The organism is bacterium (assembly GCA_030655055.1).
GTDB lineage: Bacteria > Edwardsbacteria > AC1 > AC1 > EtOH8 > UBA5202.
The window spans coordinates 1-14,892 of sequence record JAURWH010000211.1; the positions used below are offsets into that span (position 1 = coordinate 1).

9 protein-coding genes are annotated in these 14,892 nt (G+C 54.5%); all 9 read left to right on the top strand.

Annotation, left to right across the window (positions count from 1 at the left end):
- Window positions 1-753: HD domain-containing phosphohydrolase (locus Q7U71_09800; GenBank protein ID MDO9392051.1), on the top strand; the 753-nt coding region annotated here is incomplete at its 5' end.
- Window positions 754-1,169: 416 nt separating this feature from the next.
- Window positions 1,170-2,060, top strand: coding sequence for a PAS domain S-box protein (locus tag Q7U71_09805; GenBank protein ID MDO9392052.1), 891 nt, complete (start codon window positions 1,170-1,172; stop codon window positions 2,058-2,060).
- Window positions 2,061-2,069: 9 nt separating this feature from the next.
- Window positions 2,070-5,774 (top strand): PAS domain S-box protein, encoded by a 3,705-nt coding sequence (locus Q7U71_09810; GenBank protein MDO9392053.1) that lies wholly within the window; start codon window positions 2,070-2,072, stop codon window positions 5,772-5,774.
- 38 nt (window positions 5,775-5,812) lie between these two features.
- Window positions 5,813-6,193: a response regulator gene (locus Q7U71_09815; protein MDO9392054.1), complete on the top strand. Its 381-nt coding sequence runs from the start codon at window positions 5,813-5,815 to the stop codon at window positions 6,191-6,193.
- 79 nt (window positions 6,194-6,272) lie between these two features.
- Window positions 6,273-7,640, top strand: a complete 1,368-nt coding sequence (locus Q7U71_09820; protein MDO9392055.1) for a diguanylate cyclase — start codon at window positions 6,273-6,275, stop codon at window positions 7,638-7,640.
- Window positions 7,641-8,140: 500 nt separating this feature from the next.
- Window positions 8,141-8,506: a response regulator gene (locus tag Q7U71_09825; protein MDO9392056.1), complete on the top strand. Its 366-nt coding sequence runs from the start codon at window positions 8,141-8,143 to the stop codon at window positions 8,504-8,506.
- A gap of 24 nt (window positions 8,507-8,530) precedes the next feature.
- Window positions 8,531-12,754 (top strand): PAS domain S-box protein, encoded by a 4,224-nt coding sequence (locus Q7U71_09830; GenBank protein ID MDO9392057.1) that lies wholly within the window; start codon window positions 8,531-8,533, stop codon window positions 12,752-12,754.
- Between the two features lie 147 nt (window positions 12,755-12,901).
- A complete protein-coding gene (locus tag Q7U71_09835; protein MDO9392058.1) occupies window positions 12,902-13,222 on the top strand; it encodes an Hpt domain-containing protein in 321 nt (106 codons plus the stop codon).
- Window positions 13,215-14,892 (top strand): ATPase, T2SS/T4P/T4SS family (locus Q7U71_09840; protein MDO9392059.1); only part of this gene is annotated, 1,678 nt, incomplete at its 3' end. The genes Q7U71_09835 and Q7U71_09840, both read left to right, overlap by 8 nt.

The window sequence follows — 14,892 nt, forward strand, 5'->3', positions numbered from 1 at the left end:
AACAATCTGAACATCAAGGAATACCACGATTTTTTAAAGAACTACAGCCTGACACTGGAACAGCAGGTAAAGGAACGGACCGTAAAATTGGAAAACGCCCTGCTGCAGAGGGACCAGGCCTTTGACAAGATCAAGGACGGATACATCGACACCATATTCAGGCTGACCCTGGCGGCCGAGTACAAGGACGGACACACCGGCAACCATATCCGGCGCACCAGCCACTACGCCAAGGTCCTGGCCCAGGAGCTGGGGCTGGACAGGGAATTCGTAGATACCATGTACTACGCCATGCCCATGCACGACATCGGCAAAGTGGGGATTCCCGACGCCATCCTGCTGAAGCCCGGCCCCCTGACCGCGGAAGAATGGGCCGTGATGAAGGAACATACCACCATCGGCAGCCGGATATTGACCGGTTCGCATTCCGAGATACTGGACCTGGCCCAGCAGATAGCCTTGACCCATCACGAGCGCTGGGACGGCAGCGGTTATCCCCAAAACCTTTCCGGGGAACGGATACCTTTGGCCGGGCGCATTGCCAGCGTGGTGGACCAGTATGACGCCATCCGCAGCCAGCGGACCTACAAGCCCGGAATGGACCACCGGCAGGCCTTGAGCATATTGACCGAGGGGGATGACCGCTCCCATCCCCGGCATTTTGACCCCGGCATAATTGAAGTATTCAGGAAAAAACACCAGGCCTTTGAGGAAATATACAAGAAACACGCCGAACGGAATGAAACGGATTGAGCACTTAAATCCGCACCGAGGTTTAATATTATAAGGAATCCAGGAATGGCAGGAATCTATTAGGGTATTCAATGTTTAGTGTTCATGGTTCGCTAAACTCACCACAAGTAGTACGGTACTTTGACAGGCTCAGCACAACGCATACTCACTACAAATGGCCTCATGCCAGTCCGCCATAGTATTAATGACCGCTTACGCTATTATATTTACTGCCGCGTGCGCCTTAGCTACAGCGGTGGCGCAAGGCGGGGATTCCCAATAAAAATGGCGCATATTTACTTGTGCTGAGTCTGCCGAAGCATTGCCCCTCTTAATAACAGTATTTTGTTTCATGCTTTCATGGCTTCCTTATAAAAAGCCTAGTAATCCAATGACCAGGTTAACAACGGACCCCAAAAAGGCCCGGGGAGAATATCATGGACGCCAAAAATAAAATAGATCTATCATTCATCTTTGAACATCTGGCCGTCGTCGGTGTTCTGTTTGCCGCGGGGTTTTGGCTGGTGGACATACTGATAGACGCGCTGTTCTTTGGCGAGGGCACCATGATTGACCAGCTGATGGCCCCCGAACCGATGGAGGTATATTTCCGGCTGCTGGTGGGCTCATTGTTCATAGCCTTCGGTTACCTGGCCCAAAGAATGCTAAACAAGCAAAAGCAGCTAAAGATGGACACCGAGCTTAAAGCCAGGCTGCTGGATGAGGTCAACGATGCGGTGGTGGCCCACGATCTTGAAGGCAATTTTGTCTATGCCAACGCCGCCGCCGAAAGGATGGGCGGCAAAAAACCGGCCGCCCGGACCAACCAAAGCCGTCTGGAAATGAAAGGCATGATGTCCGAGGTGAAAAACAGCGGATTTTTAAGGGAAAGAATGAAAGAACTGGAGCAGAAAGGCAGCCTGACCTTTGAAATGGCGGGCAGGCGGGATGACCTTTCCGAGCTGTTTACCGAGGTCCACGCCAGCCTGATGGACCTGGAAGGAAAGACCATAGTGCTAAGCGTGGCCCGGGACGTGACCCAGCGCCACCAGCAGGAACAGGCCCGGAACAGCCTGCTTAAAGAACTGCAAACGGCCCTGGGCAAGATCAAGACCTTAAGGGGGCTGATCCCGATCTGCGCCAACTGCAAGAAGATCCGCAACGACAAGGGATTTTGGCAGCAGGTTGAGGAATACGTTTCGGAGCATACCGAGGCCGATTTCACTTTTGGCATCTGCGAAGACTGTCTGGGAAAACTGTACCCGGAATTCAGCGGGGGTAAGGGAAACGACGGACATAAAGACTGGCACAAAAACAACAAAAAGTAGCAGGCGACCATGAAAAAGATCATCAAATTCATAAATGAATATCTGGCCATATTCACCGGGATTTTGTTCGGCCTGACCTTCTGGGTGCTGGATATTCTGGTCGATGTCTTCATGTTCAAAGAGGGCACGATCTCAGAGAACCTTAGTTCTCCGGAGCCGATGGAGATCTATTTCCGGGTGCTGGTGGGATCGCTTTTCGTTGCTTTTGGATTTCACAACCACTTTGTGGTCCGGAAAAGGAAAGCGATAGAGGCCGAAGCCAACAAGAACCAGATACGCTACCAGAACCTGTTTTCCAGCATGCTCAACGGGTTTGCCCTGCACCGGATAATTGTCAATGAGGCCGGGCAACCGGTTGATTATGAATACCTGACGGCCAACGAGGCCTTTGAAAAAATGACCGGCCTGGCTCGGAAGGAAATAATAGGGCGCCGGGCCACCGAAGTGATGCCAGACATCAAGAAGGACAGTTTTGATTGGATTGGTACCTACGGAAAAGTGGCTCTGGATAACCAGAAAATTCAGTTTGAACAATATTCCCAGCCCCTGGGGAAATGGTACAACATTACCGCCTACTCCCCCTCTAAAGGGGAGTTCGCTACGGTGTTCGAGGATATCACCGAAAGGAAAAAGATTGAAGGAGTGGTACGGGAGAATCAGCAGAGGATGGACGTGATATTTGACTCGGTACATACCGGGATCATGGTGGTGGACCGGGAAACTCACACCATTGTGTATGTCAATCCGGTAGCGGCCAGGATAATGGGTGGAGAACGCAATAAATTACTGGATTGTCACTGCCAAAAATTCGTCTGCCCAACCGAGGTCGGGGCCTGCCCCATCACCGACAAGGGCCAGAAGCTGGATAATTCCGAACGGGTGCTGTTGACCACCGATGGCCGCCGGGTGCCGATCCTGAAGACCGTGGTGGAAACAGAACTGGACGGCCGCCCGGTGCTGGTGGAAAGTTTTGTGGATATCTCCGCGCACAAGGCGTTGGAAACGGAAAACCAGCTTAAAGCCAAACTGTTGGATGCCGTGACCGACTCCATTCTGGTTCACGATTATGAAGGGACCCCGGTCTACTATAATGAGGCGGCTTGCAGAGAACGCGGATTGAGCAGGGATGAGATGGCAAAGATCAACATATTTGACATGTCAACCCCGGAAACCTTGAAACAGAAAGACGAACGGCTGCAAAAGATAGACCAGTTTGGAGAATATACATTTGAGACCGAAGGGATAAGAAAGGACGGCGGGCTGTTTCAGACGGAAGTGCACGCCATTGCGGTAAATATTGACGGCAAGAAAAACATCCTGAGTGTTTCCCGGGACTCCACAGAGCGCAAGCGGGCGGAGCGGGAACTGAGCGAATCGAAGGCGCTGGTAGAGGCGGTGGTGGAAAACATCCCCAACATGGTATTCCTGAAAGAAGCAAAGGACCTCCGTTTCCTGATATTCAACCGGGCCGGCGAGGAACTGCTGGGCTATGACCGCAAGGACCTGATGGGCAAAAACAACCTGGACCTGTTCCCGCCCGAACAGGCGGCCCACTTCATGGCCAAGGACCGGGAAGTGCTGGACGGCGCCGAGGGCATGCTGGACATCCCGGAAGAGCCGATCCAGACAGCCAAGAAGGGCCAGCGGCTGCTGCATACCCGCAAGGTCTGCATCCGGGGGGCCGACGGGACCGCCAAATACCTGCTTGGCATCTCCGAGGATATCACCGAGCGCAAGCGGTATGAAGACGAGCTGCGGGCCAGCGAAGAGAAATTCCGCCTGATCACGGAAAACACAGCAGATACCATAACAGTAATGGACCTGAACTTTAATATCACCTATGTCAGCCCGTCCATCCAAAAGCTGAGAGGGTATTCGGTGGAAGAGGCCAAAATGCAGTCAGTGGACCAGATAATCCTCCCAGCTTATTTACCCAAGGTGTATAAAATGTTTGAAGAACAGATGGCCCTGGAGGTAAGAGGGGCAGACCCATCCAGAACTGTTTCCATGGAACTGGAGGAGTCCCGCAAGGACGGAACAGTGATCTGGGCGGAGGTGACGATGTCGTTTCTCCGTGACAAAGATCACAAAGCGGCCGGAATAGTGACCATGACCAAGGACATCACCGAGCGCAAGCGGGCGGAAAAACTTCAGGATGCACTCTATCACATCTCCGAAGCTGTGGTAAAATCAGAAGACCTGGAAACACTTTACGGCGAGATCCATAAAACAGTTAGCGAACTTATATCCGCCAAAAACTTTTACATAGCGCTTTACCACGAAAAGGAAGAAAGTCTCAGCTTCCCCTATTTTGTGGACGAGGTCGATCCCGTCCCGCAATCCCGAAAACTGGCCAACGGACTTACAGAGTATGTGTTGAAAACCGGGACCCCGCTACTGGCCTCGCCGGTGGTCTTGAATCTGTTGATAGCGCAGGGAAAGGTATCCATGGTTGGCACGCCGGCCATAGACTGGGCAGGGGTTCCGCTGAAAGTGGGCAACAAAACGCTTGGTGTGCTGGTGGCCCAGTCTTACAAGGAAGATATCCGGTTCGGGGCCGAGGCATTGTCCATGCTCAACTTCGTTTCCGACAACATAGCACTGGCCATTGCCCGGAAGAATGACGAGGAGGAAAGAAAGAAATTAACGGCAGACTTGCGCAAATTATCGGTGGCGGTGGAGCAGAGCCCCAGCGTGATCGTGGTCACAGACCTGGAAGGAAACATTGAATATGCCAACCCGGCCTTTGAAAAGATCACCGGATATTCGATGAATGAAGTCCAGGGTAAAAATCCCAGGGTCTTGAAATCGGGCGAACTGCCGGGCGAAGAGTATAAAAAGCTATGGGAAACCATCTCAAACGGCGGCGAGTGGCGGGGACAGTTCCACAACAAGCGCAAGGACGGAAGTTTGTACTGGGAACAGGCCGCCATCTCCGGGATCAGGGATACCGAGGGCAAGGTAGTCAAATACCTGGCGGTGAAAGAGGACATCACCGAGCGCAAGATGATGGAGGATGAACTGAAATCATCGGAGGCCCAGAACCGGGTGCTGGTGGAATCGGCCGGGCGGACGGGCGAGGCCATAGTGATGTTGCAGAATACCGGAGATGTTCAGGTAGCCTGCCTGGTGGCCAACCAGGAAGCGGTCAGGATAACCGGCTATTCCCAGGAGGAGCTTAAGAGGATCTCTTGGCTGGACCTGGTCCATCCCAGGTTCCGGGAGGAATCACAGAAGAGGGCCCAAGCCAGGCTGCATAACGATGATATCCCTGGCATCTATGAAATATCGCTGGTCTCCAAATACGGGGTGGAGATACCGGTGGAGGTGACCGGCAGTCCGGTGCAATACCAGGGCCGCCCGGCCATCGTGGGGTTCTTTAGGGAAATCTCCCAGCGCAAAAAGGCCGAGGCCGAGCGGGAGAGGATGATCTCCGAACTTAAGGAAGCCTTGGGCAGCATCAAACAATTGAAGGGGCTGATCCCGATCTGCGCCTCCTGCAAAAAGATCCGCAACGACGGCGGCTACTGGCAGCAGGTGGAGGAATATGTGTCCGATCACAGCGATGCCGACTTCTCCCACGGCCTGTGCGATGACTGCGCCCATAAGCTTTATCCGGATTACTTTCCGGATAAAAAGAACGAAGAAAACATCCAGCCACAAAGCGATGCACTGAGTTTACCGAAGTGGCACAAAGACACAAAAGATCAATAATTGAGATCTAAAAAAAGCAAAAATATAGGAGACGGGATATGAGTTCTTCATACAAAATATTAGTGGCCGAGGACGACTCCAACCTGAACTGGGTCTACCAGTCCATTTTAGAGGAAGCCGGGTATGAAACCGTAACCTCTGAAAACGGGGTAGAGGCATTGGACATGGTGCACCAGAGATTCCCCGACCTGCTGATCACCGACGCCATACTTCCCGGCATGGACGGGTTTGAGCTGGCCGAAGCCGTAAGGGGCAATCCGGCCACCAGGGAAATACCGATCATCTTCATCAGCGGGGTGGTGGAGGCATCCGACCGGGAGCGGGCGGACCGGCTGGGGGTGAAACAGTATCTGTCCAAGCCGGTGCAGGTGCTGGAACTGCTGGCGGCGGTAAAGACGGCGCTGGGAACGGTGGGGTAATATATCCGTAGCCCAGCCCTTAAGGGCTGGGCTACGTACCCTAATCAATAACGATTAAACAACCACAAAAGGTGACGTCATGAACCAGGATCCAAAGCCCAAAGTACTGGTGGCCGACGACGAACCCACCATAGTCAACTTTTTCATCGCCGCCTTAAGCGACCAGGGTTACGAGATCGAATCGGCCGCCAACGGTACCCAGGCGGTGGAAAAGGCCTTCAGTTTCCTGCCCGACATCATTTTACTGGATGTGGTGATGCCCGAGCTTAACGGTTTCCAGGTGACCGAAAAGCTTAAAGCCGATCCGGCCACGGCAGGCATTCCCATCATACTGGTGACCGGCCTGGGCAGCGTGGAGGACAAGGTGCAGGGACTGGAAAGCGGAGCCGACGACTTTTTGACCAAGCCCTTCAACCTTCAGGAAATGCTGGCCCGGGTGCATTCGCTGGTAAAACTGAAAAAACTGCAGGACCAGCTTAAGGAGATGAGCGCCCGCCAGCCGCTTCCGGTCCATGTGAAAAAGGTACTGGCCTCCTACCGCAGCCACATCCTGATAGTGGAGGACGATGAGCGGATAACCAACATCTGCAAATCCATATTGGGCACCGGCGGCTACGAAGTGGACATTGCGCCCGACGGCGAGGAGGCCCAGAAGTACCTGCGGGCCGCCATCCCCGACCTGATCCTGCTGGACCTGATGCTGCCGGGGATCAGCGGGCTGGACCTGCTGAAACAGCTGAAAGAGGACTCCGTCACCAAGGACATTCCGGTGATCATCATCACCGCCCTGGGCGACCTTAAGACCAAGGTCAAAAGCTTTTACATGGGGGTGGACGATTACCTGGTAAAGCCGGTCAATTCGCTGGAACTGCTGGCCCGGGTAAAGGCCAACATCAGAAAACACCTGGCCCAGCAGGAGCTGAAGTACAGCCTGGACGAGACCTTCCAACAGTCCATCACCGACCCGCTGACCGGGCTTTACAACCGCCATTACCTGGACACGGTGATGGACCGGGAGCTGGCATTGTTCAAGCGGCACGGCCGGATCTTTTCGCTGATGATCATGGACATAGACAACTTTAAACCCATCAACGACAATCTGGGGCATCTGTCCGGCGACCAGGTGCTGAGCGGGGCGGCCAGGATACTCAAGGACGAGATCCGGACCAGCGACCTGGCGGTGCGCTACGGCGGGGACGAGTTCATAGTGATATTTTCGGACACCAAGGAGGACCAGGCCATGAACATAGCCCAAAGGATAAGGGCGGCAGTTGAGCAGAAGAAGTTCCTAGAGGGCAGGGACCAGACGGCTTCGGTCAGCATCGGCCTGACCCAGGCCTCGGAACAGGACAAAAGCGGAGAGGACATAATAAAACGGGCCGATGAGGCCTTGTACCAGGCCAAAAGGGCGGGGAAGAACCGGGTGGTGTCGCTGTTTGGGAGCTGAGACCCAGCGTTTCCATTTTTTTCCCACTAAATCCACGAAAAAACCCGAAAACATTATAACCTTCTGACTAAATAATCAGTTCAGAGTATAAATGCCTCTCTCCTGATGGGCCAGCCTGACGAAGCAGTTTAGCGCAGTCAGGGGAGAGGCAGGGAGAGGGGTCAGCCAGCTCCGTCGGGCACTGAGACGCCGGACTGAGCAGTCCGGCAAGCTCACTGCACCCCCAGCCGAAGTCTTAGTCGAAGTGCGGCGGGGTTTTATTATTTCGCAAAAACTCTGCGTTGGGAAATTTGAACTCATCCCCTAGATCCCCTTCTCTTGATAAGAGAAGGGGGCGGGGGTTGAGTTTTTTTCACAAAAAATACAGAAAACTATTGACAAAATGAGTAAAATCAGTATAATTAGTAAAATAAGCATTGCTTTGAATAGGCTAAATATTCGTCAGATAAACGGCTTGCAAGGCAATATAGGTTAGAAATGAAAAAACAACAGGAGCAGTTATGGCCAAGATCCTGATAGTAGAAGATGATCCGGATATCACCAGGCTGATGGCCAGGCAGCTGAGTTTGGCCGGTCACCATGTGTTTGTGGCCATAGACGCTTATCAGGGTATTAATCAGGTGCGCAAGGAGCGCCCCGACCTGGTGGTACTGGACCTGAAGATGCCGGCCGGAGGCGGGATCAGCGTGCTTCGGTCCATCCGTACTTCCCTGCTGTATAATTTTACCCCGGTAGTGGTGGTGACGGCCCTGGAGGACCAGGAACTGAAAAAACAGGTAACCGAACTGGGCGTCAAGTCCTATCTTCAAAAACCGCTGGAGAACGGAACTCTGGTCCAGGCGGTCAAGGACGCATTGGAAAATTAGCTGGGTTCATCAAATCTTATAAACGTGATAGAACAACTAATTAATAATTACGATTATCTGGCCTTTGCCGCCGGAGCCGGCCTGCTGACAATAGGGTTGGCCATCTGGCTTGAGGCCAGCATTGCAAAGGTGCGGCTAACCGGCTGGCTCCCGGCTTTGGCGGTCTGCCTGACCGGAGGGTTGGCGTTATGGTTTGAATCGCTGGCTGATGGCCAGGGAACAACCATGGGTGTGGTGCTGATATTATTTATTATTACGGCTTCCTACGGACTTCTTTTGATCAGGGCGGTGATCAGGTTAAGGCAAGACGAGCCGGGATCAACCAGAATTAAGGGCGGCTACTTTCTGCTGTTTTACCTGGCGCTGGCCGCCGTAATTATTTTCGGCTATTTTACCGCCAATTATCTGGGACGGCAGGAAGAGGACGAGGTCAAGGCCACCCTGTTGCTTCAGTCCAAAGCGGCCGCAGCGGCGGTGAACATCAGCCGGGTAAAGACCCTGAAAGGCAATGAAAGCGACCTGAACAACCCGGACTATTTAAGGCTAAAAGATCAGCTAACCCAGATACGGCAATCGGACCTCCATTGCCGTTTTGTTTATTTAATGGCCATCAGGGCCGGGGACATAATATTTCTGGTTGACAGCGAACCGCCGGGGTCCCCGGATTATTCCCCGCCAGGCCAGACATACTCCGAAGCCAGCCAGATGTTGAAGGAAATATTTGCCAGCGGCCAGGCTGCCATTGAAGGCCCTTCCCATGACCGGTGGGGATACTGGGTCTCCGGATTTGCCCCGGTAAATCCAAGCCGGGAACAGACGGGAAATCTTGTGATAATGGGCCTGGACCTGGATGCCCAGCAGTTTCTTAAGGCTGTATCTGCCCAACGGCGGCAGGGGATAATAATAACGCTGATCTTGATATTGCTGTTATTCTCCTTTTTTGCCGGATTTACTTTTCTTAAATCCACGGCCAAAAAGCTGGAAACCTCGGAAAAACAGTTAAGGGTCGTCTTTGATCATGCCCCGGAAGGGATTTTCATTGTAGAGGCCCAAAGCCATAAAATCTTAAAGGCCAATCCCTACCTTTCAAACTGGCTGGGATATGATCCTGCCCAGCTGCTGAACCTTAGACTGGATGACATCATAGAGAAAGATGCCGCCGGAGTAGAGGATAACATTCAGACCGCCCTCAAACATGGCGAGGTCCGGGTGGCAGACCGGCGTTACCGCCGGTCCGACGGATCCACCGTTGAGGTAGAGGCCACCGGAGCCTACATCAAGTACCAGAATGACGACTGCATCCTGGCCTTTGTCAAGGATATCAGCCAACGGAAAAAAACGGAGCAGGCGCTGCTGGAAAAAAACAATACTATGAACGCCATCACCTTTTCGGCCCAGGATGCCATCATAATGATGGACCCGGAGGGAAAAATATCCTTTTGGAACCCGGCCGCCGAAAGCATTCTGGGATATCCCGGCAGTGAGGCGATGGGCAAGAACCTGCATCAACTGATAGCCCCGGAAAAATACCGGGACGCCCATGCCCAGGCCTATTCCCGGTTCCAACAAACGGGCCAGGGGAACGCGGTGGGAAAGAATGTGGAACTGCAGGCCATCCGAAAGGACGGGAAAGTGATAGAAGTGGAACTGTCGCTTTCGGCGGTAAAGATCGGCCAGGCCTGGAATGCAGTGGGCATTTTACGGGACATATCCGCCCGCAAGCGGTCGGAAGGGGAACTGCGGGAAAACGAGGAAAAATACCGCACCCTGTTCGATACCGCCGCCGACGCCATTGAATTGCTGGATCCCTCGGGAAATATCATGGACTGCAATAAGACCCACCACGGGCTGCTGGGATACAGCCGGGAGGAAGTGCTGGGCAGGGCATCATCTGATTTTTTAAGCCCGCTTGGCCGATCATCGGAACTGGAGCTTAGGAAAAGTTTGATGGCCACCGGGTACGCCGAAGGCGAAGTGGAGGCCAGGCGCAAGGACGGCCAGGGGGTGACCATCTGGCGCAAGGCCCAGGCCTTTTACGGTCCGCAGGAAAAGCTTGAGGGATTTGTGGTGTACAGCCGGGATATCACGGAAAAAAAGCAGGCCGAGATCGAGATCCAGCACCGGATAGCCTTTGAGGAGCTGATACTGGACATCTCCACCCGGTTCATAAACGTCAAGCTGGATGAAATTGACCGGGAGATAAACCATGCTTTGGAATTGATAGGGGGCTTTGTCTCGGCCGACCGCAGTTATATTTTCCAGATCACAAAATCCGGCGCCCTGATGTCCTGCACCTATGAATGGAGGGCTGAGGGGATAGAGCCGTTGCTGGAAACATCCAGGGACATTCCCTGCCGGGAATATCCCATGTGGATGGAAAGCCTGGGGGCCGGAAAGACCATCGTCATCCCGGACATTGAGCTGCTGCCCAAGGAAGCGGGAAACGAGAAAGCCATGTTAAAAAACCGGGGAGCCCGGGCCATAGTGGCTGTTCCTCTGGTGTTCAACGACCGTCTGGAAGGATTTTTAGGGTTTGAATATTTAAAACTGATCCCGGCCGGGATCGCCGGCCAGGCCAACGAACAGCTGCTGATGGTGGCCGGGCCGATAATAGTTAACGCTTTTTTGCTAAAACATTACCAGGCCGGACTGACCCAGGCCAGGGATGCCGCCGATGCGGCCAACCGCGCCAAGAGCGATTTTTTAGCCAGCATGAGCCACGAGATCCGCACCCCCATGAACGCCATCATCGGAATGTCCGAACTTCTGTCCGAATCCAGTTTGACCGAAGAACAGAGGCAGTATGTGGAAATATTCCGCAGCGCCGGGAACAATCTGCTGGGGCTGATCAACGACATCCTTGATATTTCCAAGATCGAGGCCGGGCAGATTGAACTGGAACAGGCCCCGTTCAGCCTGACCGAACTGATGGAGGGGGTAAGCGGGGTGATGGCGGTGCCGGCCCACCGCAAGGGTCTGGAGCTTTCCTGCCGGCTCGCCCCGGAAACACCTGTCAATCTGGTGGGCGACCAGGCCCGGTTGAGGCAGATAGTGGTCAATCTGGCCGCCAACGCCGTCAAATTCACCGAATCCGGCGAGGTGGCCATATCGGTGCGGCCGGCCAGCCTGGGTAAAAACACCTGCCGGCTTAACTTTCAGGTGCGGGACACCGGGATCGGGATCCCGGAGGGCAAGACGGAAAAGATCTTCGAGCGCTTTACCCAGGCCGACTCCTCCACCACCCGTAAATACGGGGGCACCGGGCTGGGCCTGGCCATCTGCAAGCAGCTGGCCGAGATGATGGGCGGCAGGATCTGGGTGGAAAGCCAGCCGGGCCGGGGCAGCGTTTTTGCCTTTGAGGTGGATCTGGGGATCTCCGATTCGGCGGTCTACGGAGCCAGCCCGGAAGAAACCCCCACCATAGGACTGCGCAGCCTGGTGGTGGATGATAATTTCACCAATCGCAAGATCCTGCAGGAGACCATGGAGGGCTTGGGTTCCCTGGTGGTCACCGCCGCCGACGGACTGGAAGCCCTGAAGATATTGGATGCAGCGGCGGCGGCCAATGAATCGTTTGACCTGATCCTGCTGGATAACCGGATGCCGGGGTTGTCGGGATTTGAGGTGGCCGAAAAAATAAAAAGCATCAAGGGTCTGCCAGAAGTGCAGATGATGATGCTGACCTCGGAAACGGGTCCGGGGGACATTGCCCGGGCCAGGCAGACCGGGATCAGCGGGTATCTGGTGAAACCGGTCAAGAAAGCCGACCTGCAGAAAGCCCTGTCCAAACTGCTGGTCAAAGATCCAAAGGTCCAAGACAGCATTCCGCCCGCACCGGTAATAATGCCTGAAGGCGCTACCGAAAACAGAAGAATATTGGTGGTGGACGATTCCGAAGACAATCTCTTCCTGCTCCAGGCCTTTTTAAAGAAGCTGCCCTACCATCTGACCACGGCTCACAACGGACAGGAAGCGGTGGATCAATACCAGTCGCAGAGATTCGACATCGTTCTGATGGACATGCAGATGCCGGTGATGGACGGCTATACAGCGGTCAGCAAGATAAGGGAGCTGGAACGGACCGGCCACAAGCAACGGGTGCCGGTGATAGCCCTGACCGCCCACGCCATGAAGGAAGACGAGGCCAAGACCCTGGCGGCCGGATGCGACGCCTATATTTCCAAGCCGATAGCCAAGCAGAAGCTGCTGGATACCATAAGCCGGTACCTGGGGGAACCACTTACTTGATATTCTTCGGGGGTAGACAGGATTAACATGATTTAACAGTGGTATTTATTAAGTACACTAACATATCTCGGCGGACAGGTACTTACAGGCCAAGCTACATGATCGACGCCAATAAATGCAATCAATCGATAGAAGGACTTGCCAGCGATGGAACCCACCGTAAACAATTCCGGCAGGATAGTGGTAAAGGCCGACCCCGACCTGCGGGACCTGATGCCGGGATACCTGGAAAACCGGCGCCAGGACATGGCAACCATAAACCACGCCCTGCTCTGCGCCGACTTTGAGCTGATCCAGCGGCTGGCCCACAGCATGAAGGGCTCGGGCGGCGGCTACGGCTTTGACGGCATCACCGCCATCGGGGCGGCCATGGAGCTTTGCGCCAAGGGACAGCAATCTGAAGGGATTAAAGAGCAATTGCAGAACCTGAAACAATATCTGGAAAAAGTGGAGGTCGTATATGACTGACAAAGAACTTCCCCTGATCCTTTGCGTGGACGACGATCCAAACATCCTAAAACTGCTGGAGCGCTATCTGATTCCGGCCGGATACCGGGTGTTACCGGAGTCCGATCCCCAAAAAGGACTGGCCTCAGCCCGCTCCAGAAAACCGGACCTGATCCTGCTGGACCTGATGATGCCGGTGGTATCCGGATACCAGTTCTGCGAGCGCCTGCAGGAAGACCAGAAGACGGCCTTGATCCCGGTGCTGGTGCTCACCGCCTCCGGCGGGCAGGAAGACCGTAAGAAGGCCATTTCCTGCGGGGCGGCCGACTTTCTGGAGAAGCCCATCAAAAGGGAGATACTGCTTGCCAAGATCGAGGTATGCTTAAAGGCCGGGAAACAATGGTATTCCCTGCCGCTGGAGGCTGTAGTATGGGATGCCGTCATATCGCCGGCCCAGTATCTGGCCTTTAAGGACTGGCTGGGGGAAAAATACAAAATATCCGGGGATAAACGGGAGCTTTTGTCAAGTTTGCCTCCTGATGAGATCTACCTTCTTTCGGAAACCGGAGCTCTGTCTGCTTCCGAACTGGCCAGGGCCATGGCTGAATATCTAAAGCTGGAGTATCTGACCCAGATAGACCCGGAAAAAATAAAGCTGGGGGTGCTGCCTCCGGCCTTTTCCCGCCGCAACCAGATAGTGGCCATGTCCGGAGACCCAAGGCAGGTCATTTTTCTGGTGGCCAATCCCTTCAATGTAGAACTGATAACCCTGCTGGAAAGCTTTGGCAAGACCGGACAACGGGCGGCGCTGGCCGTCACCGAGCCGGCCAAGATAAAGCTGCTGTTTGAAGCCCAGGCCCGGAATGACGAGGGAGCATCCGATCCCTCCCAGTCCGGCCAGGTGGTCACCAAGCGGGAAAAGATAGAGGTGGCCAAGCTTACCCAGGAACAGGTGGAAAAATATCCGGTGATGCACATCGCCAACAACATCCTCTATTCGGCGGTGGAGGAGCGGGCCAGCGACATCCACATTGAGCCCAAGGAGGAAAACACCCTGGTGCGGTTCCGGGTGGACGGCGACATGCGCGAAATGTTCAAACTTAAGAAGAAGACCGGCGACATGCTGATCTCCCGGTTCAAGGCCATGAGCGGGCTGGACATTGCCGAGCGGCGCCGCCCCCAGGACGGAGGGCTGGAGGCCTCCATCAGCGAGCGCAGTTTTAAGATGCGGATGGCCACCAGCTCCACCCCTGACGGCGAAAGCCTGGTGATCAGGATGCTGGAACCTTCGGTGAAGCCGGCCCTGTTGTCCGAGCTGGGGATGACAGCCAGGCAGTCCGAAGCCATGAAGGACCTGGCCAGCCGCACCCACGGGGTGGTGCTGATAGTGGGTCCCACCGGCTCCGGAAAGACCACCACCATCTACAGTTTCCTGTCCCAGATTGACACCAAAAGCCGCAGCCTGATAACGGTGGAGGACCCGGTGGAATACCGCATTCCCTACGCCAACCAGCAGCAGGTGAACGAAAAGGCCGGGGTGACCTTTGAGTCCCTGCTTAAATCGGCGGTGCGCCAGGATCCCGACATCATGTTCCTGGGCGAGATCCGGGACCCCTACTCGGCCAAAATGGCCCTGGATTTTGCCAGCTCCGGGCATTTGACCATCTCCACCATCCATTCCTCCAACGCGG

Bases quoted from the DNA above. Each gene is read 5' to 3' on its own strand.
- Q7U71_09825 (MDO9392056.1), top strand. From the start codon at position 8,141: ATGGCCAAGATCCTGATAGTAGAAGATGATCCGGATATCACCAGGCTG.
- Q7U71_09805 (MDO9392052.1), top strand. From the start codon at position 1,170: ATGGACGCCAAAAATAAAATAGATCTATCATTCATCTTTGAACATCTG.
- Q7U71_09820 (MDO9392055.1), top strand. From the start codon at position 6,273: ATGAACCAGGATCCAAAGCCCAAAGTACTGGTGGCCGACGACGAACCC.
- Q7U71_09815 (MDO9392054.1), top strand. From the start codon at position 5,813: ATGAGTTCTTCATACAAAATATTAGTGGCCGAGGACGACTCCAACCTG.
- Q7U71_09835 (MDO9392058.1), top strand. From the start codon at position 12,902: ATGGAACCCACCGTAAACAATTCCGGCAGGATAGTGGTAAAGGCCGAC.
- Q7U71_09810 (MDO9392053.1), top strand. From the start codon at position 2,070: ATGAAAAAGATCATCAAATTCATAAATGAATATCTGGCCATATTCACC.